Source organism: Nostoc sp. CCY 9925, assembly GCF_963920935.1.
GTDB lineage: Bacteria > Cyanobacteriota > Cyanobacteriia > Cyanobacteriales > Nostocaceae > Nostoc.
Genome location: NZ_CAWUDO010000334.1, coordinates 1 through 232 on the forward strand (window position 1 = coordinate 1; position 232 = coordinate 232).

1 protein-coding gene is annotated in these 232 nt (G+C 47.8%); it reads right to left on the bottom strand.

Annotated elements, in window-relative coordinates:
* On the bottom strand, window positions 1-232 hold a 232-nt coding region (locus tag ACM0OY_RS40665), incomplete at both ends, for a WD40 repeat domain-containing protein (protein ID WP_414574342.1).

Sequence of the window (232 nt, forward strand, 5' to 3'; positions counted from 1 at the left end):
AAGCGGACTGTAGAATCATTGCTGGCACTGATAATCCACTTGCCATCAGGACTAAAGGCGACAGAATTAACTTCTTTTTCATGCCCGCGCCAAGGTTGACCAATGGGGTTGCCGTCAATATCCCACAAGCGGACTGTAGAATCATTGCTGGCACTGATAATCCACTTGCCATCAGGACTAAAGGCGACAGAATTAACTTCTTTTTCATGCCCGCGCCAAGGTTGACCAATGG